Below are 22,357 nucleotides of genomic sequence, written 5' to 3'. Positions count from 1 at the left end.
CGTTGCTCAGCAGCGCGAACAGCCATCCGGCAATCTTCTTCCGGGCGATGCGGCGCAGTCCCTCTTGCGCTGTATCTCGCCAGCCGGCAAGCTGAGCACGGTGCGCGTGGGGCGGTGATTGAGAGCGTGAACGGTGCTGCCGATGGCTGTCCGAGCGTTTGGTCTTTGCGCGCTCGTCGCGCTTCTGGTGGTTTCTCCCTTCTGTCGCGCGTCGCTCCACGCGGAACCGGCCGTCGTGGCTCGGCACTGGGTCATCCTCGACGCGATGAACGGCCGCGTCGTCGCTGAACAGGCGGCTCGTCAGCCGGTCGCGATCGCCAGTTTGACTAAAGTGATGACGGCAGTGGTCGCCCTGGAGCGTGGGCAACTCGATCGGACGGTCACGATCGTACCAGAGGATCTGGTCGGAGAATCGTCGGCTGGTCTGCGGGCCGGGCAGACGGTCACGCTGCGTACCCTGCTCTACGGTCTGCTCCTGCGGAGTGGGAACGATGCGGCTATGGCGATCGCCCGAGCTGTCGGTGGGAGTCCGGACCAGGAGGATCCGGTTGCGCGAGCCCGTTTCGTCGACTGGATGAACGCGAAGGCGCGGGCGCTCGGCCTCGACCAGACGCACTTCCGCAATCCGCATGGTCTCGACGAACCAGGGCATACGAGTAGCGCGCTCGACCTAGCTCGCCTGACTCGGTTTGCCCTCGATGACCCACGCTTCGTCGCGATCTTCGGTGCGAACGCGTACGAGGGAGAGGGCTTCCGCTGGCGGCACACGAACCGATTGCCGGATCGCTATCCGGGCGTGATCGGCGGGAAGACCGGCTGGACAGACGATGCAGGGTTGTGCCTCATCGAGGTCGCTGAGCGAGCTGGACATCGACTGATCGTGGTCCTGACTGGGTCGACCTTCGACGCGTGGTACGAGGATGCAGCGCGGCTCTTCGATTACGGCTGGACACTGATCGATCCGATCGAGGATCCGGAGGACGCAGCACGGCTGTTCCAGTGGTGGTGGCAGCGGACAGACGACCCGGTCGCGCGTGGTCTCGTCGAGCGGAGCTGGCTGTGGGGTCGACCACTCGGGTCGGTCGAGCGGGAGCCGTACCGGGACGCGCCCGGTGGACAGCGGTACGTCCAGTATTTCGAGAAGGGGCGGATGGAGTTGACCGATCCAGCTCTGCCGGTCGATGCACGTTGGCGCGTGACCGGTGGTCGGCTGGCATGGGAACTCCTGACCGGGCGGCAGCAGATCGGCGATGCGGCCGTCGTCCCGCGTGCTCCGGCGGCGATCGCTGTCGCCGGTGACCCGGGGAATCCGATCACGTATGCGCTCCTCGGTCGCATGGTCCAGCAGCCGCCTGGTACAGCGGGGGAAGTGATCACCATCCAGCTTCTCCCGGATGGCTCGCACGTGCAGCGGCCTGAGCTGGCCGAGTTCGGTGTCCGATACGGCCAGGCCTTCACCGAGACCGGGCACGGTATGGCTTCGATATTCGCTGAGTGGGTGGAACAACGCGGGCTGGTGCGGGTCGGCGAGCGACTTCGGGAGGAACCACTGTTCTCGCCCTGGGTCGCTCTCCTCGGATACCCGGTGACCGAGCCGTACTGGATTCGCGTGCCGGTGGGTGGCGTGCAGCGAGACGTCCTCGTCCAGTGCTTCGAGCGACGCTGCCTGACGTTCACGCCTGCGAACGCACCGGAGTGGCAAGTCGAAATGGGCAATATCGGGGTGCACTACCGGATGTGGGTCGCCGGCAGGCTCGACGTACCTGCACTGGTCGCCGGACACGTGGGGTGATCGAGCGAGTCCGGCACGGGGCGAGCACCTACGACACGGTGGTGAAGCGGTTCTCGCCGTCGGCATGTTGGGTGCTGGTTCTGTTCGCCGTGCTCCGTATCGCCTACGGCGCTATTGCGTCGCTGTCGACGCAGCACCTCGTTCTCCTCGATGTCGGAGAGCGGCTCGTGGTATCGCTGGGCGCCACTGGCACACTGACTGGTTCGGTTCGCCTCCGTGATGGAGTTGCGTTGCACCTCGGACGCGCGCAGGGAGTGGCTGCTCTGGTTGGCGATTGTCTCCCCGGGTACGGCGCGATCCTCCTCGCTGGAGGATCGGTCGCAGCTGTTGGCATTGCCTGCGCGCTGGTGGCAGAGACCCCGTCGCTGGCTGGAGTGGCTGGAGAGGAGGAGCGCTCGTCGGTCCAGGGCGTCGCGGCAGCTCTCGGGCTGCTCTCTCTTCTCGGCACTCCCTCGGCCTATGACGTCGCGCCGGGTTTCCTGCGGGGCGCAGACGAGGCAGAACGACCGCAGCTCACGCTCCACGCCCGTGGACACGCGCAAGCCTGTGCTCACGCCCGACTGGACCGCGGGTCGAGCAGGTCACTCTGGTCGATCGCCCAGAACCGCTCAGCGAGCGTGCCCTGACCAGCTTCGAGCGCATAGGCCCGCAGCGTCCGTTCGACGTCGCCGAGATCCCGGAAGACGAAGGCCAACTGGCTTTCGTACTGCTCGATCGCGCGAAGGCGTCGCTGAAACAGTTCCTCCGTGAGGAAGACGAGCCAGGGGGGTGGCGCCTGTCGCCGAATGGCTTCGACCGCTCGCTGACCTCGCTCGGTCACGGCATAGGGGATATCTTCGTAGCCCCAGACGACGAACCGACGCTCCGCAAGTCGCTGGCCGAGAGCGCGGGCGATCTGGTGGTCGACATGGTTGCCGATGGCGAGCGGAACGAAGATCACGACGGGAGCCGCCAGCGTCGCGAGAAGCTGTTCCGTGTCGGCGAGGAGGACATCGAGCAAGTCCCAGTCGTCCGGGTGCACAGTGCCGAAGAGTTCGTCGTCCGAGTTGTAGCGAGCATCGCGGTAGATGGCATCCGGTACCTCGAACCAGCTCGCTTGCGCTCCGAGCAGACCGGCAGCGGCACGCTCCTCGGTGCGTCGGATCGTGAGGACGGCCTCGTCGTCGAGACCGCGCCAGCGGTGCTGCTGGCGCGCGAAGGACGAAAGCGGGCCAGGTGGTGCGCCACCGAAAAGCGTGAGGATGTGAGTGCGGATACCCTGCTGGGCGAAGAGTGCAACGGTACCGCCACAGGAGAGCGCCACATCGTCGAAGTGCGGCGCAACGAAGAGCGCAGTGGCGATGGGCTCATGCGTAGCGGACACGGGCATCTCCTACCCGCCGCGTGATGCGCAACTGGTCGAGATACTCGAGTAGCGCTTGCGCGTACTTGCGGCTCGTGCCGAGCGCATCACGCACCTGGGCCAGCGTCACGCTGCCGTGTGCGTCGAGGAGGGCCAGCACGCGCTCCTGGATCGTCTGCCACGCCTCCGGCGCGAAGACGACATCATCGGTGATGCGCACGACGCGGCCGAGATCGGCGAGCGCTTGGACGAGTTCAGGATCGAGCCCGAACTCGGACGGGGCAGGTGGCGTGAACGGCTCACGCTGCAGCGCTGCCTCGTACGCGCGGGCACGCTCTTCCTGGTCGGGGGTCAAGCGGATGCGATGGTCGGGGGCCCGTAGCACTTCCCCATCTTCGACCAGCCTGCCGAGCCTGGCCAAACGCCGGACGAAGAGGTCGAAGGGGCGTTGGGACAGACCGAGACGGCTGCGTGCCATTTCGCGCGGGAGACCGCGGCGCAGTGGGTAGCGGGTGTGGTACTCGGAAATCGCAGCGAGCAACTGCGCTTCGAGCCGCTCGGCAGTCCGGACGCTGAGGATGATCGTCTGCGGTCCGATTGCCTCGCCGGTCGCATCGAGTGCGATGGCCTCCTGGCTCGCGATGAGTTGCGACAGGGCCTGGGTGGCACTCTCCGCGTCCAAGTTCGACCGCTGGACGAGTTCCCGCCACTCGAGCGCCTGGCCGCCGAGAGTCTGCAGCAAGATCGCTAATGGGTCGCCGGAAGCGAGCGCCTCGAGTGCGCGGATGACTTCTGGCCGGAACCGCCGGTGCCGGCGCGGATGGGTCTCGACGACGATACCGCCGGCGAGCGTCGCGCTAGGCGAGGGGCGACGCACGATGAAGTGATCACCACGGACGGCGACGATGGGGTCCTGGAGACGGAGCTGGACCCAACCGCTCTGGCCGGGTTCCAGCCGCTCGGCATCCAGCACCGTCACGCGCGCGAGTGTCTCGCTGGTGCCGATGAAGACATCGATTTCGTCGTTCTGTTCCAGCGCCGTTGGGGCATCGGCGAGCATGCGGAGCCTGGCATCGAGCAACGTCGTCGGTTCGAGCCAACCGGGGACAGTCAGGACATCACCGCGCTCGAGGTCGTCGACCTCGACACCGCTCAAGTTGACAGCCGTCCGGGATCCCGGCAGGGCACGCTCGACTTTCGTCCGATGGCTCTGGAGACCGCGGATGCGAGCGCGCAAACGACGCGGGAGGATTTCCACCTCCTGACCGACTTCCAGAGAACCGTCCCGCAGCGTGCCGGTCACGATCGTTCCGAAACCGGGTAACGTGAAGACGCGATCGATCGCCAGGCGCGGTCGTCCACTCGACGCATGCGGCGGTACGGAGTCGAGCAGCGCATCGATCGCGGCAATGAGCTCCGTCAACCCTTCTCCCGTGATGGCCGAGACGGGAAGAATAGGAGCACCCTCGAGCGAGGTGCCGCGCAAGAGTTCTTCGACCTCGACCGTGACGAGATCGAGCCAGTCGGCGTCGACGAGGTCGCGTTTCGTGAGGACGACGATGCCGTGGCGGATCTCCAACAGGTCGAGGATAGCCAGGTGCTCGCGCGTTTGCGGCATGGGCCCCTCGTCGGCAGCCACGATCAAGAGGGCAGCGTCGAAGCCGCCCACCCCGGCGAGCATGTTCTTGATGAACCGCTCGTGGCCAGGCACGTCGACGATACTCAGCCGCCGGCCGCTCGGCAGAGTCATCCAAGCGAAGCCCAGGTCGATGGTCATCTCGCGCTCTTTTTCCTCGCGCAGGCGATCAGGGTCGATGCCGGTGAGTGCCTTCACCAGCGTCGACTTGCCGTGGTCGACGTGCCCGGCGGTACCGATGACGTAGGTCTGGCGGCTCATAGGTGGAAGGACTCCTCCACTGCCGAGTTTCCGCAGTGTAGTGTAACCGTTCGGATACGCGACCGGTGGAGAAGGGGGCCCTGATGGCGTTCGTCACGATTCCTCGCCAGTGGCGGAGCGCGACGCTCGATGGCCATGCCGAGCCGGCTGCGCGCGGGCCGCCGGGGAGCGTGGTCGAGTTCGAGACGAGCGACGAGCCGTACGAGCAGCTGGCTCGCGGTGTCCCGCTCGACGATCTCGCACTCGAGCGTTTCAATCTTGTGACGGGTCCACTCGCGATCGAGGGTGCCGTTCCTGGGCAGGCCCTACGTGTCGATATCCTCGAGATCGTGATCGAGCGGGCCTGGCTCGCCTTCTTCCGTTCGTTCGGCCCGCTCGGTTCTCTCCTGCCGGAGACCGTGTGTCGTGCGTTGCCTCTCGAGGGGCAGACGTTGGTGGTCTCCCCCCGTCTGCGCATTCCTTTCCAGCCGAGTATCGGCTGTCTCGGGCTCGCACCGAAGCAGGGGCGAAGTTCCACCTTTCGTCCTGTCTGGCCGTGGGGCGGTAACCTCGATCTCCCTGAGCTCTGCCCCGGCAGTACGGTCTGGTTACCCGTCCAACGACCGGAGGCATACCTCTTCGTCGGTGACGTGCATGCAGCAGTCGGTTGGGGAGAACCAGCACACGTGGGTATCGAGGCAGCCGCGCGTGTTCGGGTACGGGTCGATCGGGCTGCAGGTATCCGCTGCCGAGCACCACGCATCCGTACGGAGCACGACTTGATTTTCGTCGGCATCGGTGAGACGATCGCGGCAGCCCAACGGCATGCTCTCGAACAAGCACTGGAAGCCCTGCGCGACGAGTATGGACTCACCCCACCGGAGGCCTACGGGCTCGCCTGCAGCTGCCTTTCCTACCGGTTCGGTGGCCCCGCTGGGCCAGTGGTACTCGCTTCCTTGCCGCTCGCCGTGCTCGATCAGCTGTCCGGTACCGCCACACCGAGTTGAGCCGCCAGCTCGGCCGGGCTGGTGACGGGTTGCCGGCAGACGAACTGGCGACAGACATAGGCAGTCGGCTGCCCGTCGAGTGTGGCGCGATCGGCGAGAAGCGGGATGATCCCGGGTGCGATCTCGTCGTCTGGGCGGCGCAGCGCGACGACACGGTTCGGCAGGTAATTGCCGAAGACGACGCGCAGCAACGCCCGGGTACGGGCGTCTTCCGGAGCGCCCACGATGGCGATCTCGTACGGTTGACCGAGCGCGAAGTCCATGGCAACCAGGAGTTGCCCACAGGCGATCGGATGCTCGACGGCGATCTGGGCGTATCGTTCGAGGATATGCGTCGCGCGATCGAGATAGCGTTGCTCACCGAGGACAGTGCCGAGGCGGAGCAATGCCTCGGCTGCAGCACCGTTCCCGCTCGGGGTGCCCTGATCGACGAACGTCTTGGGGCGAACGATCAGCTGCTCGCCGTCCGCCGGGGTGTCGTAGAAATCTCCTGTCTCCGGGTCGAGGAACCGCTCGAGTATGCCCTCGGCCAGGCTGCGTGCCCAGTCGATCCAGGATGGATCGAACGTGGTCTCGTAGAGCGAGACGAGTCCGTTGACGAGATCAGCGTAGTCGTCGAGGAATCCGGGGAAGCGGGCTTCACCTTCTTCCCAGACGTGACGGAGGGTGGTGCCATCCCAGAGGTGCGTGCGGATGAAATCGGCAGCTTCCGCGGCGACGGCCGCATAGTCCGGTCGATCGAATGCCGTTGCGGCCTCCGCGAAGGCTCGGATGGCTAGCCCGTTCCAGGCGACGATCACCTTTTCGTCGTGGGCCGGGGCTGGGCGCTGACTGCGTGCTTCGAACAACCGTGCGCGGGCATCGCGGATGCGCGCGTGCAGTTCGTCGAGGGAAAGCCCGAACTCGGTTGCGACGACCTCTGGGTCATCGGGAACATGGAGGATCGACTTGCCCTCGAAGTTGCCCTGCGGGGTCACGCCATAGTAGCGGCAAACGAGCCGTGCTTCCTCGTTCCCCAGTACTGCTTCGATTTCTTCAGGCGTCCAGAGGTAGTAGGCACCTTCACCACCTTCGCTGTCGGCATCCTGGGCGGAAAAGAACGCGCCGTGAGGCCCCCGCATCTCGCGGAGGAGATAGGTCAGCGTGTCCTCGGCGACCTCACGGCACCAGGAGGAGCCGGACGCGAGCGCAGTATGGGTGTACAGACGAGCCAGCAACGCATTGTCGTACAGCATCTTCTCGAAGTGGGGGATCAACCAGGCGTTGTCGACCGCGTAGCGGTGGAACCCCCCGCCGATCTGGTCGTGGATACCGCTGCGCGCCATGGCCGTAAGACTCTGCAAGACCATCTCCAGCGCCCGCGGTGCTCCGGCACGGCGATAGGTGCGCAGGAGGAATTCGAGTTGCAGCGGCGAGGGGAACTTCGGTGCATCACCGAAGCCACCGTGCACCCGGTCGTAGTGCGGGACGAGATTGCGCGCTGCTTCGTCGAGGAACTGCTCGCGCAAGCTGTTGGGTGCGAGCGGTGGCCGGGTCTGCTGACGGAGGTACTGCACCAGATCGTCGGCAGCGCGCTCGACTTCCTCGCGCCGCTCGCGAAAGGCCTGGGCGACAGCGACGAGCACGCGCGGCCAGGCGGGGAGCTGGCCACGGTCTTCCGGTGGGAAGTACGTGCCGCCATAGAACGGTTTACCGTCCGGGGTAAGGAAGATGTTGAGCGGCCAGCCGCCCGAGCCGGTCATCGCTTGCAAGGCATTCATGTACAGCTCGTCGAGATCCGGGCGTTCTTCCCGATCGACCTTGATATTGACGAAGAGTTCGTTCTGGATTTTGGCGATTGCGGGGTTCTCGAAGCACTCGTGCTCCATGACGTGGCACCAGTGGCAAGACGAATAGCCGATGCTCAGGAGAATCGGCTTGTCCTGCTCGCGCGCGACGCGGAACGCTTCTTCGCCCCATGGGTACCAGTCGACCGGATTGTCGGCGTGTTGGCGAAGGTAGAGGCTCTTCTCGTTGGCGAGACGGTTCGGCATGGCAGTCCTCGCTTTCGGAGTCGCTGGATCGGCGGATACGACACCCGGCAGAGCGGGTTCGTCCAAGGATACCGTAGAGAGCAGGACATGGTGAGTTGCCGGAAGTGGAGAAAGCATGCCGGACTCGGTTGCTCCATCACGGCCGGCGGTGCGAGCCCGCTGCACCAGCCTCTAGGTCTTCGGTTTGACGAGCGCTCGCGCGCGTGTTAGCCTCAGCGCGTGTGCGGTTCTCGAGTCGAGACCGTGCAGGGGAAAGGGGGTGATGCCCGGAATGAGTAGTCACGAACTTCCGGGCGTCACCGTGGAGGTGGTCGGTTAGCCGACCCCCGCACGGGGGCGCCCACGCGAACCACCGAACCGGCCTCATCAGGCCGGTTCGGTGTTTTTCCGGTATCCTTGCGCGTGTGTCAGTCGCGAGACGTCTCGAACGAGGAGGGAGCGACGGCGATGGAGAATGTTGAGGCCTATATCAAGCGCATCGAGGACTACAGGAAGCGACGAGACGAGTTCTTTCGAACGAATCCCAATTCACCGCTTCTCCCGGAGCAGCGTGAACGGTTCCAAGGGCTCCGCTACTATCCGGTGAAGCCGGAGTACCGGTTCGTCGTCGAGCTCGACCGGGAAGGGATCAGTCAGGAGCGTGTCGTCCTCGGTACGACGACCGGCGAGCCGAAGGAGTTCATCGTCGCGGGGCGGGCAACGGTCATAATCGAAGGGAAACCGGTGACGTTCACAGTCTACCGAGAAGTCGGCCGTGGTCGCTACTTCCTACCCTTCCGCGATGCGACCGCTGGAACCGAGACCTACTCGGTCGGGCGTTACCTGGATCCCCAGGAAACGCCGGACGGGAAGCTCATCCTCGATTTCAACATGGCCTACAACCCGTACTGTGCCTACAACGATCGCTGGACTTGTCCGATTCCGCCGCGGGAAAATATCGTCGATGTGCCGATCCGGGCTGGTGAGATGGCCTATCCGGATTACGTTTCGGTGACCGAGCAGGAGAAGCCACGCGGGCCAGCTCCATTGATCGGGGGGTGACGTGGCGCTGGAGGTCGTCACGAGGAGCGAGCCGCTCGACGCACTCGCGGGCAGCATCGTGCTGCCGGTCGTTCCGGAGTTTCGGCTCGATGAGTCGATCAGCGAGGGCGAGCGTGCACTCGCCGAGTGGGTGATGCGAGCTGCCCGTGCGGCCGGGGTCATTGGACGAGTCGGTCAGGTCGCAGCCGTGCCACCGCCAGCCGAGTGGCACGCAGAGCGTATCGTGTTGGTGGGCCTCGGCACGCCAGAGCAGCGGACACTCTCCGATATCAGGCGGGTAGCGGCTCTGACCGCGAAGGTGACAACCGACGCTGGTGGCCGCATCCTCGTCTGGCCGGTGGTAGGACTGCTGCGCCATCCGATCGAGTCGGTCGTCCAGGCGATCGTGGAAGGCGTCGGCCTGGCGAGCTACCGGTTCCACCGCTATCGCAGTAGCGACACGCTTTCCGGGATCGAACGGCTGGTCGTCGCTGGTACCGGTCAGGGGGTCGAGACCGCTAGCCGTCGGGGCCAGATCGTGTACGAGACGGTCAACTTCGCACGAGATCTGACGAACGAGCCAGGAAATGTGCTCGATCCCGAGCGATTGAGCGGGATCGCCTGGGAGGTGGCGCAGGAAGTGGGTCTGCAGTGCTCGATCTATGACCGGGCACTGCTCGAGGAACTCGGCGCCGGTGCCATCCTCGCGGTCGGTCAGGGAAGCCGTCGGGAACCACGCCTGGTGCATCTCGTCTACAAGCCGGGTAACGGCGCTGCGACGCGCCTGGCGCTCGTGGGCAAGGCGGTGACCTTCGATTCGGGTGGGCTGAGCCTCAAGCCGGCCGAAGGTATGGAACGGATGAAGGGAGATATGGCCGGTGGGGCTGTCGTCCTGAGCGTGCTGCGAGCACTTCCGGCACTCGGCTTGCCGGTCGAGGTTCACGGTATCGTCGCCGCTGCGGAGAATCTGCCTGATGGCGACGCATTCCGGCCCGGCGATATCGTGCGAACACTGAACGGCAAGACAGTCGAAGTCATCAGTACCGATGCGGAGGGGCGTTTGCTCCTCGCCGATGCGCTGACGTACGCTGTTCAGCAGGACGCGCACTTATTGATCGATGTCGCGACGTTGACCGGCGCGTGTGCGGTCGCGCTCGGGCGGGGAGGTAGCGGCCTGTTCGCGACTGATGAGCGTGCGCGGGATCTCATGTTGCGAGCAGCCAGCGAAGTGGGCGAACGGATGTGGCCACTGCCACTCTGGGACGAGTACCGCGACCTTCTGCGCAGCGAGCACGCCGACTTGAAGAACACGGCTGGCCGGTGGGGCGCTGCGATCAACGCTGCACTCTTCCTGCGCGAGTTCACTGATGGGCGGCCGTGGCTGCATCTGGACATCGCTGGGCCCGCCTGGTCCGAGCAGCCGGGGCCGTTCGGGCCGCCGGGGGCGACTGGGCACGGGGTGCGGACGCTGCTGCGATTTCTCGAACTCTGGGCCGAATCCTGTGCTGGGGCCGGAGGCGAGAGGCGGTGAGCCGGACATTCGCGCGCCGCTTTCAGGTCGCGACAGTCGGTCACGACCAGCTGCTCGACATCACGCCGCAGGTACGCGACGTGATCGAGGCGAGCGGGATCCGCGACGGGCTCGTCTGTGTGTTCGTCGCTCATTCGACAGCTGCTGTCTCGGTCTCGGAATACGAACCGGGGCTCGTGGAGGATATCCGTGTCGCTGCCGAGCGGATCGCCCCCGAACGGGGGAACTATGCGCACAACCGACTGAACGCTGACGACAACGCGCACAGTCACCTCCGTGCGCTCGTCGTCGGGCCCTCGGTAACGGTCCCATTGGTCAGTGGTGCGTTGACGCTCGGCACCTGGCAGCGGATCGTGCTCATCGACTTCGATACGCACGCACGCACACGGACGGTTTGGGTGCAGGTGCTGGGTGAGTGACCGACTTCGTGAAGCGATCGCCCGGTTCCTGGCTGATCTTCGGGCGCAGCGACAGTGGACGCTCCGCGAGCTGGCCGAACGGAGCGGGCTTTCGATCGCGTACGTCAGCGAACTGGAACACGGTCGCAAGTTGCCGACGCTGGAAGCGCTCGCCCAGCTGGCCCAGGCCTACCAAGTCTCGCTCGCCGACTTCCTCCGCTCGCTGGCTGCACGACTGGACGGTCAGTCGTCGGCTGCACATGGATGCAGCGCGTGCGCTGATCTCGATGACGAGGAACGCGCCGAGCTGGAGCGGTACCGTGCGTACTTGCGCTGGAAGCGAGCACACAGTGATGGGATAAGCGAGAGAGGGTGACCGACGATGGGGATGCTCCACCGTGAGGCGATGCTCGTCAGTACGGACTGGCTCGCCGAACATCTGGACGATGACACCGTTCGTGTCCTCGACTGCCGCTATTACTTCGATGGGCGGGACGGGTACGCCGAGTATCGCGCAGGCCATATTCCGGGCGCTCGTTATTTCGATTGGACCCGCGTGACGGTCGATCCGGACGATCCGATCGCCTACCGGCTGGCGTCCCCGGAGTACATCGCTGCGCAACTCGGCGAACTCGGTATCGGAGACGCGCATACGATCGTCGGCTATGACGACGAGGGTGGGCACTTCGTGGCCCGGCTGTGGTTGGCTCTGGCTCGCTACGGCCGGGCGGACCGCCTTCGGATCCTCGACGGCGGTTGGACGCGCTGGGGGCTGGAAGGACGGCCGGTCAGTACCGAGGAGCCGACGTGGCCAGCTGCTCACTTCACTCTTCCTGGCATGCAGCCGGATCCACAACTCGTCGTCGAGGCCGAGACAGTGCTCCGCGCGATCGCCGAACGGTCAGCGGTCGTGCTCGATGTCCGTCGGCTCAGCGAGTTCACCGGTGAGGAGGTACGGGCACGCCGGGGTGGGCACATCCCGGGCGCACAGCACTGGTTCTGGCAGCAGAGCCTCGATTGGGACAGCGACCGGCGGTTCGTGCCTCGGGAGCAGGTTGTGGAGAGTCTGCGGGCGGTCGGTGTCGACCCGGACACGCCCGTCATCACGTACTGCCACGGTGGTGTCCGTGCTGCTCATGCGGCCCTCGCATTGCGACTGGCTGGCTTCCGGGACGTGCGTGTGTACGTAGGCAGCTGGGCCGAGTGGGGAAATCGAGACGACCTCCCGATCGCGCTCGGTACCCCCTAGCGCTCAGGTCGCTGGCTTTTCGGCGAGCACGCGTTCGACGATGCCCAGGGCACGGCGCTCGACGTCGAGTACGCGAAAGCCGATCTCCTGGAGGTGATCGAGCGGGTCGCGAAGCAGGTGGTCGTGTGCGAAGCGAACGCTCAGCGGATCGAGCAGGTGCTGCACTGCCCGGACCAGACCATTGGGACTCCGCACGTGCTCGACCAGGAGGAGTTTCCCGCCGGGGCGCAGGACGCGGTACGCTTCGGCCAGCGCTCGCCGATCGTCGGGGATGGTGCAAAGACTGAGGATCGAGATGACCACATCGATGCTGTCGTTCCGGATCGGGAGACGTTGGGCATCGCCCCGGATCAGAAAGACAGGCACACGGGCGGTGGCGAGGCGTCGCTTCGCGTGCGCGAGCATGCCGGAGCTGAGCTCGAGTCCGATCACGGTCGCTCGTTCAGCGTAGAGTGGGATGGTTCGTCCCGTACCGATCGCGATTTCCAAAGTCCAGCCGTAGGCCTGGTGAGCCGCTCGCGCGCGCCAATCGCCGAGGAGCCGGCGCTCGAAGCGATCGAGCATCCGGTCGTAGTGCTGCGCGAGTGTGTCATAATGCCGAGCGAGAGTGAGTAACTCGTCGTGCGCCATAGCGGTTCCGTCCTGCCTTCTGCCAGCTGAGTGTACTTGGCCGGGGAGGGGGCGAACCGGTAGGCTTGTGCTAGCGGCTGATCCGGGGAGGGAAGCTCGGAGGATGTGGCTGATCGTTCCGCTCATTTTCGTGCTCTCCTGGCGGACGACCCGGCGTTTCGGTCAAGCGTTCAACGAGACGGTCGCCTGGGTCGTTGGCTATTTCGGAACGGCTGGCATTCTGTGGCTGGCCGATTTCGGTGGTATGGATCTGATCGATACGCGACCGAATGGACCGGGTGCGCTGATCGCCGTACTCGGTGGTTTCGCCGGCATGCTGATCAGCCGCTGGCGCTGGAAGCGCCGCGGTGGGCATTTGACGCCACGACGGGACGTCATGCGCGAGATCGCTGGAGCGCTCGGGCGAGCGAGTGCAGGTGGGAACCGTGGCGCAGGTAGGGCGAACGCACTAGAACGCGGGCCAACGGGTTCGGACGATTTTTTGACCGCCACTGGGCGGATGCTCGGTCGCGCGGCAGCCAGCGTCTTCGTGCCCGAACTGCGCCGCAAGAATCCGTGGATACGCGCTTTCCGCGCATTTGTTGCCGGAACACGAAGCCAGCGCAAGTGAGTGAAGCGGGAGGGGTACAGTGACGGTCGAGCGGCGTTTGCCGACACGCGAGGAGGCCTGGGAACTCGTGCGGCAGTACACGACGCAGCCGCATCTGCTGCGCCACATGCGCGCCGTCGAAGCGGCGATGCGGGCGTATGCGCGCCGCTTCGGAGAGGACGAGGAACTGTGGGGGCTCGTCGGGCTCTTGCATGATTTCGATTACGAGCGGTATCCGACGATCAGTTCCGAGGGACACCCGGTCGTGGGATCGCGCATCCTGCGGGAACGCGGGTATCCCGAGGAGGTGATCCGCGCGATCCTCGCGCACGCGAGCGACGTGACGGGCGTGGAGCCTGAGTCACTCCTGGAGAAGACCCTCGTCGCGGTCGATGAGCTGACCGGCTTCCTTGTGGCTGTAGCGCTCGTGCGTCCGACGAGGAGCATTCTCGACGTCGAGGTTTCGAGCGTCAAGAAGAAGTGGAAGGCCAAGGAGTTCGCCGCAGCGGTCAACCGGCAGGAGATCGAAAAGGCAGCCGCGGAACTCGGCGTGCCGCTCGACGAGCATATCCGTATCGTCCTCGAGGCGATGAAGGAGATCGCAGAGGAACTCGGGCTGGAACGGAAGCCGGTCGAAGCTGGATAGCGGCGAGCACAGCATGAGCGCAGCGAGCCGAACCTGCCGCGGTAGCAGGTTCCGGCTCGCTTGTTGACATGCGTCGCTCAACCGGTCTTGATTTCCGTCCAGAGACGGTCGAACTTCAGAGCGCCTTCTTCTCCCACGTCTTTGATCCATTGGAGGCGCTTCCAGACCTCTGGTGGTGGGTAGACGCCGGGATTCTTGAGCACTTCTTCGTCGATATACCCCTGTTCGCGCGCTGCCTTGTTCGGAGAGCCGTACATGATGTAGTTGGCATTCCGTCCCGCAACGTCAGCTCGGTTGAGGAAATCGATGAACGCCATGGCTGCGTACTTATGCGGTGCTGTCTTGGGAACGCACAGGTTGTCCTGCCAGACAGTGCAGCCTTCGATGGGAATGACGTAGCGGAGGCTGGGCTTTTCCTGCTGGCTCATCAGCGCGTCACCGGTCCAGATATGCGAGATGAGTGCCTCTCCAGCAACCAGCAAGTCGTCGTTGTTCTGGCTCGAATAGGCCAGGACATAGGGCTTCTGGGCGAGCAACAGTTCTTTCGCCCGCGCTAAGGCCTCGTCACTCGTCTCGTTGATCTCGTACCCCAGGTACATCAGTGCAGCGCCGATCACCTCACGCTGGTCGTCGAGCATCACGACTTTACCCCTCACCTCAGGGCGTGGCTCGAACACTTCCTTCCAGCTCGCGAGGTCGTCGCCGAGGGTAGCGGTATCGTAGCTGTAACCGGACGTCCCCCACATGTACGGGACGCTGTACGTGTTTTGAGGGTCGTAATACGCGTGGAGGTTTTCGGGGTCGATGTTCTCGATCGTCTTGATGATGGAGTAGTCGAGCGGTTCGAGCATCCCGAGGTTGATCATGATGCTGACCATGTAGTCGGAGGGAACGATGACATCGTAGCCGGTCGCCCCTCCTTGCAGCTTGGCGAGGAGATCCTCGTTCGAGGCGTAGGTATCCATCGTCACCTTCACGCCATACGTCTGCTCGAATTCGGTGAGAATGTCAGGGTCGATATACTCCGACCAGTTGTAGAAGTTGAGCTCTTTTTCGAGCTTGCTCGGATCGATGTAGTCGGGAATGCCGGCAGTGCCGGAGGCTGGCGTACCGGTGCTCTCGCTCGGTGTCGTCGCACCACTCGCCGGTGTGGGGGTCGATTCTGCCTGACCACAGGCGGCGAGCAGGTTCGCGATCGCGAAGGAACTGAGGCCGAGCAGTGCGAGTCGGCGCAGGAGCTCACGTCGCGACAGACGGCCACGCTGCCAGTCGGTGAGCCACCGTCGGATCAATCGGTCGCGTTGCATCGATACCCTCCTCACGTCATGTCGACCGTCGGCGTTGCAGCGCGAGCGAACCCAAGACCAGAAGCATGGAGGCAAGCAAGAGTACTGTCGACAGCGCGTTGACGTCTGGTGTGATGCCGCGACGGACGCGTCCATAAATCTCCAGCGGCAACGTCGTCGAACCGACACCAGCGTTGAAGAACGTAATGACGAAGTCGTCGATCGAGAGCGTAAAGGCGAGGAGCGCACCGGCGATAATGCCGGGCATGAGCAAAGGAAGCGTGACGTAGCGGAACGTCTGCCAATCGTTCGCACCCAGATCCTGGGCAGCCTGCTCGAGCGTGCGGTCGAAGTCGGCGAGTCGGGCACGCACGACGACGGCGACGAAGGGGAACGAGAATGCGATGTGCGCAATGGTGATCGTGCCGAGGCCGAAGTTCAAGCGCAGGCCGAACAGCTGGCCTAGCCATTGAAAGGTGAGATTGAAAAAGACGAGGAGAGCAATAGCCATCACGATCTCCGGCACGATGATCGGCAAGTACATCGCACCCTCATAGAGGCTTTTGACACGGAAGCGGGTACGTTCGAGCGCCAATGCAGTAAGCGTACCGATCACTGTCGAGACGAGCGTAGAGACCAAAGCGATGATGAGTGAGTTCTCGGCTGCCACGCGAACCCGCTCGTCATGAAACATGCGGACGTACCAGTCGAGCGTGAATCCCATCCAGACCTGCATCTGCCGCGACGCGTTGAAACTGAAGACCGACATCACCACGATCGGTGCGTAGAGAAAGACGAACGTCACCAGAACGTTGAGCCAGAGCGCTGCCCAACCGGCCGATAACCGTCGCCGGGTCGGTCGTATTGCCGGTCGTGGCGCTGTCGTTTGGCCAACCGTCATATGCGCCGAGTCTCCCCGATCCGGAAGTACAGCATGGTCGCAGCGAGAACGATGGCCATCAGCACGAACGACACGGCCGAACCGAAGGGCCAGTGGCGGACAGTGAGGAACTGTTGGTTGATCAGGTTGGCGATCATCACGACTTTCCCGCCGCCCAATAGGTCAGGCGTGACGAAGGCACCCACCGACGGGATGAAGACCAGGATCGACCCAGCGAGGACGCCGGGCAATGTCAGCGGAAGCAAGACCCGCCAGAAGGCGTGCCAGGCATTCGCACCCAAATCTTGCGCGGCCTCGATGAGCGTGAAATCGAACTTTTCGATCGAGGCGTAGATAGGGAGAATCATGAACGGGAGATATCCGTAAACCAGGCCGAGCACGACCGCAAAGGGGGTAAAGAGCATCGTCAACGGTTGATCGATGAGACCGAGCCTCTGCAGCAGATTGTTGATGAGTCCGTCCGAGCGCAGGAGCAACATGATCGCGTACGTCCGCACCAGGAAGTTCGTCCAGAAGGGAATCAAGACGAGGACGAGGAGTGCATTGCGCCAGCGGCGCGGACTGCGCGCGATCACGAACGCGAAGGGATAACCGATGAGGAGACAGATCAGCGTGGTCAGAAGAGCGAGCCAGACGGAGACGAGAAAGACACGGATGTAGAGCCAGTCGAAGAATCGGACATAGTTCTCGAGCGTGAACGTCCAGGCGACCGTCCCGTACGGACCACGACGCGCGAAGCTATAGGCGAAGACGATAGCGGTCGGAAGCAAAAAGAAGAGGAGTAACCACAAGCCGCCGGGGCCAGCGAGTAGCAGGGCGCGCAGTCCCTCGCGTTGCCGGATCGCATCCCCAAGGCGCTCTCGCCAGCTTGCCGTCCGTTCCCCCGCTTGGATCTGCTCGACGATCGCCATCAGTGTGCCCTCGTTCAATCAACGAGCACGCGCGCTGCATCCTCGGCCCAGCTGAGCGTCACCCGTGCGCCGACCGGTATGAGTTGCCCACCGTCGAGCCGGTTCCGGTCGTTTTGGCTACGGACGCGGAGCGCTGTTTGCTCGTCGATCCGCACGACATAGAAGGTGTCGGTGCCGATGTAGATGACTTCCTCCACACGACCGCTCAAGAAGCCGTTCGCCTCCGGCGCCTCGACTGGTACGATCCGGATCTTTTCTGGTCGAACCGCAACCGTCACTTGTTCTCCGGTCGGTAGTGGCGAGTCCAGGCGGATCCGGACTGGCTGATGGCCGGCGACGAGAACGGTTGCCACATCGCGGTCGGCATCGACGATCCGACCGGGGAGGAAGTTTGACTCGCCGATGAAGTCGGCGACGAACCGCGAAGTGGGGCGTTCGTAAATCTCGACCGGTGTGCCGACCTGCAGGACGCGACCGGCGTTCATGACCGCGATCCGGTCCGACATCGTCAGCGCTTCTTCCTGGTCGTGCGTCACGTAAATGAACGTGATGCCGACCGTCATCTGCAAATGCTTGAGTTCGAGCTGCATCTCCTTACGGAGCTTGAGGTCGAGGGCACCGAGAGGCTCGTCCAGCAGGAGAACCCGGGGACGGTTGACGAGAGCGCGGGCCAATGCGACCCGTTGCTGTTGCCCACCAGAAAGCTGGCGCGGATACCGTTCCTCGAACCCGCTCAACCGAACGAGTTGCAGCGCCTCGCGCACCCGCCGGGCGATCTCGTCGCGTGGAACACGCTTCATGAGCAAGCCGAAAGCCACGTTCTCGAACACCGTCATATGCGGAAAGAGCGCGTAGTTCTGGAACACGGTGTTCACGTTGCGACGGAACGGCGGGGTGTGGCCCATGGGGCGGCCTTCGATGCGGACTTCCCCCGCGGTCGGATGCTCGAATCCAGCGATCATGCGCAGCGTGGTCGTCTTACCGCAGCCAGACGGACCGAGGAGCGAAAAAAACTCTCCCTGGTAGATCTGGAGCGAAACCCGATCGACTGCGACCACGCCGTTGTCGAACACTTTCGTCACGTCGACCAACTCGACGTCGATGGGGCGCTCCAATTGTCCGAACCCTCCCATGCCGATCGTGATCCGTTTCGTCCTGGCCGATCAGAGAACTGGCCGCAGCGTATTCTACATCGTAGCGTGCTGCTCGCGGCAAATCGGCCGTGCGTCCGCCCCTGAGTCGGTTCTCGGCTCCGGCCAGCACGTTCGTTGCCGAACGATCTCGGCGCTCGGGTACCATCGCTCGCGCGCTTGACCGACCAGATACAGCGAACCGGTGACGAGTATCTGATCGTCCGGTTGAGCCACGCGAAGGGCAATGTCGAGGGCATCCTCGACGCGCCGGATGGGTACAGCGGTAACGCCGTGTTGCTCGAACAGCCGCGCGAGCTCGAGCGGATCAGCAGCCGTCCGGAGCGTCGCTTCGGGAGCCGTCGTCAGCACCACATCTGCGTACTCGGCGAGCAGGGCTGCCATTTCGCTAGCATCGTGGCCATCCAGGACACCGAAGACGACGATGCGACGGACTGGTTTTGGAAGATCGTTTAGGGCAGCGAGCAGCGCACCGAGCTTTTGTGGGTTGTGCGCCCCGTCGAGGATGACCATTGGCTGCTCTTGCACGATCTCGAAACGACCCGGGAAACGCGTGGCAGCGAGCCCGTCTGCGATCGCCGGACCGGCGCGGTCTTGTGGCCAGCCGAGGGCGTGGATCGCGGCGATGGCGAGCGCCGCGTTCTGCGCCTGAAATCGCCCGCTCAGCCCGAGGCGGTAGCGGGCCCCGATACGGGAGTCGATCAGAAGCGTCGAGTCCCTTTCGACGCGTACAGTGAAATCGTGGCCCTCCCGCACGGTTCGGAGCGGGGCACCGAGCTTCCTCGCTTCTTCGACGATGATCGCGAGGAGTTCGGGATCGTTGACGCCGGTGACGACCGGGCGACCAGGTTTGATGATGCCCGCCTTGTGCCAGGCGATATCGCGAATCGTCGGACCGAGCGTGCGGATATGGTCGAGTCCAACGGTCGTGATGACGGCGACTTCCGGAAGCACGACGTTTGTCAGGTCGAATCGCCCACCGACGCCGACTTCGACGACAGCGAAGTCGACAGCTTCTTGACGGAACGCGTGGAAGACGAGCGCAGTCCAGAACTCGCCGTAGGTCAGGGGTTGCTCGCCCCGTGCGGTCCACGCACGAACGGCTTCATCGAGTTCCGCGACAGAGTCCGCGAAGCGATCGGGCGCAATGAGCGCACCACCGATCTGGAGCTTCTCGGTTTCGACCTGGAGGTACGGAGAGATGTGCAAGCCGACCCGCAGGCCCGCCGCATGCAGGATACTGGCGATGAAGGCGCTAGTCGAGCCCTTCCCGGACGTTCCGGTCACGTGAATCACCGGGTAGGCTCGATGCGGATCCCCGAGAAAATGCAGGAACGCGCGCAAGCGCTCGAGTCGCTGCTGAGCACGTTCCCGCACGACCTCAGGCGGCGTTCCAGGTGGGGGACCGGGCGGAGCCTGAATGAGAGCGCGGAGGTAGGCCACTGCCCAGCGGTACCGCGGATCGAGGTATGACTGCTCGCACATTGCTCATCGAGTCCTTTTTGTGTTGTCCGCTACACTACCATCGATGGTAGCGTGGGTGATTCTAACGCGAGCGATGGCGCGACCACAGTTTTGCAACATGCCGATATGGCGATTGTTCGCGAGTGCAGCGGTCGGATCGAGCATCGCTGCAGGGTTTTCGATCGGAACGCTCCTCTTCGCTGTCCGGTTCCTGCCTGGGGTACGAACCCCAACATTTTTGCCAGCGTTACATGGACACGTGCAAGTGTTTGCCTTCGCTGTGTTGATGACGATCGGGGTACTCTACTCGTTCCTGCCTCGCTTGTGGGGATGCCCGGTTCCACCAGCCTGGCGTGCTTGGACAGCGTTCGCGCTCTTGTTCGGCGGGCTCCTGATCGTCCTCGTGGGCGTTATCACTGCGGTGCGCTCGCTCCTGGCGTTCGGTTCGGTTGCGGAGGTGACAGGTGCTGTCTTCGTCGTAGGCGAGTTCGCGAGCCTGCTGTACCGGCGTGGAGAGTCGCGAAAAGGCAACGATCCGGCGCTCATCACTGCGCTCGGGTCCGCGGCCCTCGCGCTGCCGCTCGCCTACTCGGTTTCGCTGTTGCCAACCTGGCAGCTTTCGCCAGCCGGTGTGCAGGCCTCCTATGTACTGGCGTTCTACGGGGTGCTGGTTCCCGTAGCCCTCGCCATGTCTGGTCGGTTGTTTCCGCTCTACTTTCGCACGCGGCTTCCCGCCCGGCGAAGTCTTGCCCTTTGGATCGCGCTTGAGGTTGTGGGGCTCTATGTTCGGCTCGGCGGCGTCGCATTCGCATGGAACGGTGGCGTACGATTGGGTTGCGCGTTGCAGGCTACGGGTATTCTGGGAGCGATCGTGGCACTACGGATGCTCGAACCGCGCGAGAAGCGCGCCGCTTCAGCACGCGTCTTGTGGCGTGACCCGACTGCCTGGCTGGTGCACATCGCCTATCTAAGCCTCGCGTTGTGTGCACTGGCGCTCCTGCGAGCAGTCTGGCCAGGCTGGATGCCGCCCCAGTCGCTCGAGTGGCATCTCCTGGGTGTCGGCTACGTAACCTGCTTGATCGCTGGGGTCGGCGCACATCTCCTTCCGGGATTCGCCCGGCAGCGACCACGATCGCAGTACGCGAGTTGGGTCGTGCTGATATCGTTGACGGGAGCGCTCGTGCTGCGCCTTTGGGCCGTTCTCGCTCGTGGCAGCAGTGTTGCGGTGAGCGGTGCAGCAGCCGGGGTACTCGGTCTGGCAGCGATGGTGGTCTTCGCATGGAATGCGGGCTTGAGTAGCCTGCGTCAGCTGACGAAGTAGGGGACCGACGTGTTACGATACGAATGCGTTGCGAAATGCTGGCGGGCTCACCGCGAGTAGAGGGGCCGAGGACGATGAGCCAGTTAACTTACGAGCAGATCATCGAGGCGCTTCGCCCAGTACAGGATCCCGAGCTCCGTCGCAGCCTCGTCGAGCTCGGCATGATCAAGGACGTGGCGATCGATGGCTCGACGGTGCGCGTGCAAGTCGAGCTCACGACTCCAGCTTGTCCGCTCCGCGAGCGGATCCGGGGTGACGTAGAACAGGCGTTGCGGGCGTTGCCCGGAGTCGAGCAAGTCGAAGTCGCGTTCTCCGCGCGGGTCCGTGCTGCCGGAACTGGCCTTCCCGATCGACAACCGATCCCTGGTGTCATGAACACGATCGCTGTGGCGAGCGGTAAGGGTGGGGTCGGAAAGTCGACAGTTGCGGTCAACCTCGCCGTTGCCCTGGCCCAGGAAGGGGCGAAGGTTGGTCTCCTCGATGCGGATGTATACGGACCGAGCATCCCGTTGATGCTGGGGGCTGATGAGCAGCCTGGTCTGGCGGACAACAAGATCATTCCGGGTCGTGCCTACGGTCTCGCGGTGATGTCGGTGGGGTACATCCTCGATCCGGAGAAGGCGCTGATCTGGCGCGGGCCGCTGGTCTCGCAGCTGATCCGCCAGTTCCTCAGCGACGTGCAATGGGGTGAACTCGACTATCTCGTCATCGACCTTCCGCCCGGGACGGGGGACGTCCAGCTGACGCTGGTGCAAACGATTCCGCTTTCGGGCGCGATCATCGTCACGACACCGCAGGACGTCGCGCTGGCGGATGCGATCAAAGGGCTCCAGATGTTCCGCGAGGTCAAGACGCCCGTGCTGGGGATCGTCGAGAATATGAGTTACTTCGTCTGTCCGCACTGCGGTCACCGGGTCGACATCTTCGGTTCGGGAGGTGGCGAACGGGTGGCCAACACCTACGGTGTTCCGCTGCTGGGCCAGATCCCGATCGATCCGGCTGTACGCGAGGGAGGCGACACCGGTCGCCCAATCGTGGTGAGTCACCCGGGTTCGCCGACGGCGCTCGCCTTCCGGGAGGCCGCTCGTCAGGCGGCTGCTCGGCTGTCGGTCGAGGCAGCGAAGAAACCGCGGAAGCCCACACTTCTCCTCCGGCCGAATCGCTGACTCGTCCGAGAAGGGACGGGCGTCGACTCGTCTGCTACCATGCG

The 22,357-nt window shown here is 64.1% G+C and carries 21 protein-coding genes; 12 read left to right on the top strand and 9 right to left on the bottom strand.

The window, feature by feature from the left end:
* Positions 1-142 precede the first annotated feature (142 nt).
* Positions 143-1,792, top strand: coding sequence for a D-alanyl-D-alanine carboxypeptidase family protein (locus OO015_RS02460; protein WP_265939442.1), 1,650 nt, complete (start codon positions 143-145; stop codon positions 1,790-1,792).
* Positions 1,789-2,418 carry a hypothetical protein gene (locus OO015_RS02455; protein WP_265939440.1) on the top strand — a complete coding sequence of 210 codons (630 nt, stop codon included), beginning with the start codon at positions 1,789-1,791 and terminating at the stop codon, positions 2,416-2,418. Before OO015_RS02460 ends, OO015_RS02455 begins: the two co-directional genes overlap by 4 nt.
* Here OO015_RS02455 and OO015_RS02450 read toward each other — a convergent pair.
* Both OO015_RS02450 and selB read right to left on the bottom strand, forming a co-directional pair.
* The gene (locus OO015_RS02450) at positions 2,343-3,155 is read right to left on the bottom strand and encodes a PIG-L deacetylase family protein (protein ID WP_265939438.1); all 813 of its coding nucleotides are present in this window, start codon (positions 3,153-3,155) and stop codon (positions 2,343-2,345) included. The two genes, OO015_RS02455 and OO015_RS02450, sit on opposite strands and share 76 nt — an antisense overlap.
* Positions 3,139-5,031, bottom strand: a complete 1,893-nt coding sequence (selB, locus tag OO015_RS02445) for a selenocysteine-specific translation elongation factor (RefSeq protein WP_265939436.1) — start codon at positions 5,029-5,031, stop codon at positions 3,139-3,141. The genes OO015_RS02450 and selB overlap by 17 nt, the downstream gene beginning before the upstream one ends.
* Positions 5,032-5,114: 83 nt before the next feature.
* On the opposite strand from selB, the gene OO015_RS02440 reads away from it, so the two are divergent.
* Entirely contained in the window at positions 5,115-6,017 is a 903-nt protein-coding gene (locus OO015_RS02440; protein WP_265939434.1) for an acetamidase/formamidase family protein, read from the top strand.
* On the opposite strand, the gene OO015_RS02435 is transcribed toward OO015_RS02440, so the two are convergent.
* Positions 5,987-8,050 (bottom strand): thioredoxin domain-containing protein, encoded by a 2,064-nt coding sequence (locus OO015_RS02435; RefSeq protein ID WP_265939432.1) that lies wholly within the window; start codon positions 8,048-8,050, stop codon positions 5,987-5,989. The genes OO015_RS02440 and OO015_RS02435 overlap by 31 nt on opposite strands.
* 447 nt (positions 8,051-8,497) lie before the next feature.
* Between OO015_RS02435 and OO015_RS02430 the strand changes: the two genes are divergently transcribed.
* From OO015_RS02430 to OO015_RS02410, 5 genes are read left to right on the top strand one after another with little or no spacing between them, the layout of a single operon-like run.
* On the top strand, positions 8,498-9,091 hold the full coding sequence (locus OO015_RS02430; protein WP_265939430.1) for a DUF1684 domain-containing protein: 594 nt from the start codon (positions 8,498-8,500) through the stop codon (positions 9,089-9,091).
* Between the two features lies 1 nt (position 9,092).
* A complete protein-coding gene (locus OO015_RS02425; RefSeq protein ID WP_265939428.1) occupies positions 9,093-10,601 on the top strand; it encodes a leucyl aminopeptidase in 1,509 nt (502 codons plus the stop codon).
* The gene (locus OO015_RS02420; protein ID WP_265939426.1) at positions 10,598-11,020 is read left to right on the top strand and encodes a secondary thiamine-phosphate synthase enzyme YjbQ; all 423 of its coding nucleotides are present in this window, start codon (positions 10,598-10,600) and stop codon (positions 11,018-11,020) included. Before OO015_RS02425 ends, OO015_RS02420 begins: the two co-directional genes overlap by 4 nt.
* Positions 11,013-11,375: a helix-turn-helix domain-containing protein gene (locus tag OO015_RS02415; RefSeq protein WP_265939424.1), complete on the top strand. Its 363-nt coding sequence runs from the start codon at positions 11,013-11,015 to the stop codon at positions 11,373-11,375. Before OO015_RS02420 ends, OO015_RS02415 begins: the two co-directional genes overlap by 8 nt.
* A 6-nt stretch (positions 11,376-11,381) precedes the next feature.
* Positions 11,382-12,248 (top strand): sulfurtransferase, encoded by an 867-nt coding sequence (locus OO015_RS02410; RefSeq protein WP_265939422.1) that lies wholly within the window; start codon positions 11,382-11,384, stop codon positions 12,246-12,248.
* A 3-nt stretch (positions 12,249-12,251) separates the two neighbouring features.
* On the opposite strand, the gene OO015_RS02405 is transcribed toward OO015_RS02410, so the two are convergent.
* Entirely contained in the window at positions 12,252-12,878 is a 627-nt protein-coding gene (locus OO015_RS02405) for a class I SAM-dependent methyltransferase (RefSeq protein WP_265939421.1), read from the bottom strand.
* Between the two features lie 103 nt (positions 12,879-12,981).
* Here OO015_RS02405 and OO015_RS02400 point away from each other — a divergent pair, with 103 nt between their 5' ends.
* Both OO015_RS02400 and OO015_RS02395 read left to right on the top strand, forming a co-directional pair.
* On the top strand, positions 12,982-13,488 hold the full coding sequence (locus OO015_RS02400; protein WP_265939419.1) for a hypothetical protein: 507 nt from the start codon (positions 12,982-12,984) through the stop codon (positions 13,486-13,488).
* A gap of 19 nt (positions 13,489-13,507) precedes the next feature.
* The gene (locus OO015_RS02395) at positions 13,508-14,113 is read left to right on the top strand and encodes an HD domain-containing protein (protein WP_265939417.1); all 606 of its coding nucleotides are present in this window, start codon (positions 13,508-13,510) and stop codon (positions 14,111-14,113) included.
* Positions 14,114-14,190: 77 nt separating this feature from the next.
* On the opposite strand, the gene OO015_RS02390 is transcribed toward OO015_RS02395, so the two are convergent.
* The 5 genes from OO015_RS02390 to OO015_RS02370 are packed head-to-tail and all read right to left on the bottom strand — an operon-like array spanning position 14,191 to position 19,847.
* Positions 14,191-15,420, bottom strand: a complete 1,230-nt coding sequence (locus tag OO015_RS02390) for a polyamine ABC transporter substrate-binding protein (protein ID WP_265939415.1) — start codon at positions 15,418-15,420, stop codon at positions 14,191-14,193.
* A gap of 16 nt (positions 15,421-15,436) precedes the next feature.
* A complete protein-coding gene (locus OO015_RS02385) occupies positions 15,437-16,300 on the bottom strand; it encodes an ABC transporter permease (protein ID WP_265939413.1) in 864 nt (287 codons plus the stop codon).
* Entirely contained in the window at positions 16,297-17,211 is a 915-nt protein-coding gene (locus OO015_RS02380; protein WP_265939411.1) for an ABC transporter permease, read from the bottom strand. Before OO015_RS02380 ends, OO015_RS02385 begins: the two co-directional genes overlap by 4 nt.
* A gap of 14 nt (positions 17,212-17,225) precedes the next feature.
* On the bottom strand, positions 17,226-18,344 hold the full coding sequence (locus tag OO015_RS02375) for an ABC transporter ATP-binding protein (RefSeq protein ID WP_265939409.1): 1,119 nt from the start codon (positions 18,342-18,344) through the stop codon (positions 17,226-17,228).
* Between the two features lie 54 nt (positions 18,345-18,398).
* Positions 18,399-19,847: a bifunctional folylpolyglutamate synthase/dihydrofolate synthase gene (locus tag OO015_RS02370; protein ID WP_265939407.1), complete on the bottom strand. Its 1,449-nt coding sequence runs from the start codon at positions 19,845-19,847 to the stop codon at positions 18,399-18,401.
* A 97-nt stretch (positions 19,848-19,944) separates the two neighbouring features.
* On the opposite strand from OO015_RS02370, the gene OO015_RS02365 reads away from it, so the two are divergent.
* Complete coding sequence (locus OO015_RS02365; RefSeq protein WP_265939405.1) at positions 19,945-21,147, top strand: NnrS family protein; 1,203 nt, start codon at positions 19,945-19,947, stop codon at positions 21,145-21,147.
* A gap of 74 nt (positions 21,148-21,221) precedes the next feature.
* Positions 21,222-22,313 carry an iron-sulfur cluster carrier protein ApbC gene (gene apbC, locus OO015_RS02360; RefSeq protein ID WP_265939403.1) on the top strand — a complete coding sequence of 364 codons (1,092 nt, stop codon included), beginning with the start codon at positions 21,222-21,224 and terminating at the stop codon, positions 22,311-22,313.
* Positions 22,314-22,357: the final 44 nt, after the last annotated feature.

The organism is Thermomicrobium sp. 4228-Ro, assembly GCF_026241205.1.
In the GTDB taxonomy this organism is placed as follows: domain Bacteria; phylum Chloroflexota; class Chloroflexia; order Thermomicrobiales; family Thermomicrobiaceae; genus Thermomicrobium.
The sequence above is the reverse complement of the archived record's forward strand: the minus strand, read 5'-3'. Positions and strand labels throughout refer to the sequence as shown.